Annotated in this window: 1 pseudogene; it reads left to right on the top strand. The window is 66.4% G+C overall.

Going from position 1 to position 476, the window contains the following annotated elements:
• Positions 1 to 476: pseudogene (locus DX909_RS29350) on the top strand (mandelate racemase/muconate lactonizing enzyme family protein); the annotation flags it as partial.

Here is a 476-nt window from a genome sequence, read left to right as displayed (position 1 = left end):
GACCGGCGTCAGTTCCTGCGCAACTCCGCCCTGGGCGGCCTGTCGCTGGGCCTGCTCTTCGACGGCAAACCCGAACGCGAGGTCGACTTCCTGGCCCAGAACGTGCGACGCGAGTCCAAACCCTCGGACCTGAAGATCACCGACATGCGCATCGCCGTGTTGCAGGGCGTGCCCTTCTCCAGCCCCATCATCCGCATCGACACCAACCAGGGCCTCGTCGGCTGGGGCGAGGTGCGCGACGGGGCCAGCCCCAACTACGCCCTGATGCTCAAGAGCCGGTTGCTGGGCAAGAACCCCTGCAACGTCGAGCAGCTCTTCAAGCTCATCAAGCAGTTCGGCAACCACTCGCGGGCTGCCGGGGGCGTGTGCGGGGTAGAGATGGCCCTGTGGGATCTGGCCGGCAAGGCCTTCAACGTGCCGGCCTACCAGATGCTGGGCGGCAAGTACCGCGACTTCGTGCGGCTCTACGCCGATAC

This window comes from Larkinella soli (genome assembly GCF_003703975.1).
Lineage (GTDB): Bacteria > Bacteroidota > Bacteroidia > Cytophagales > Spirosomataceae > Larkinella > Larkinella soli.
This window is presented reverse-complemented; position numbering and strand designations above follow the sequence as displayed.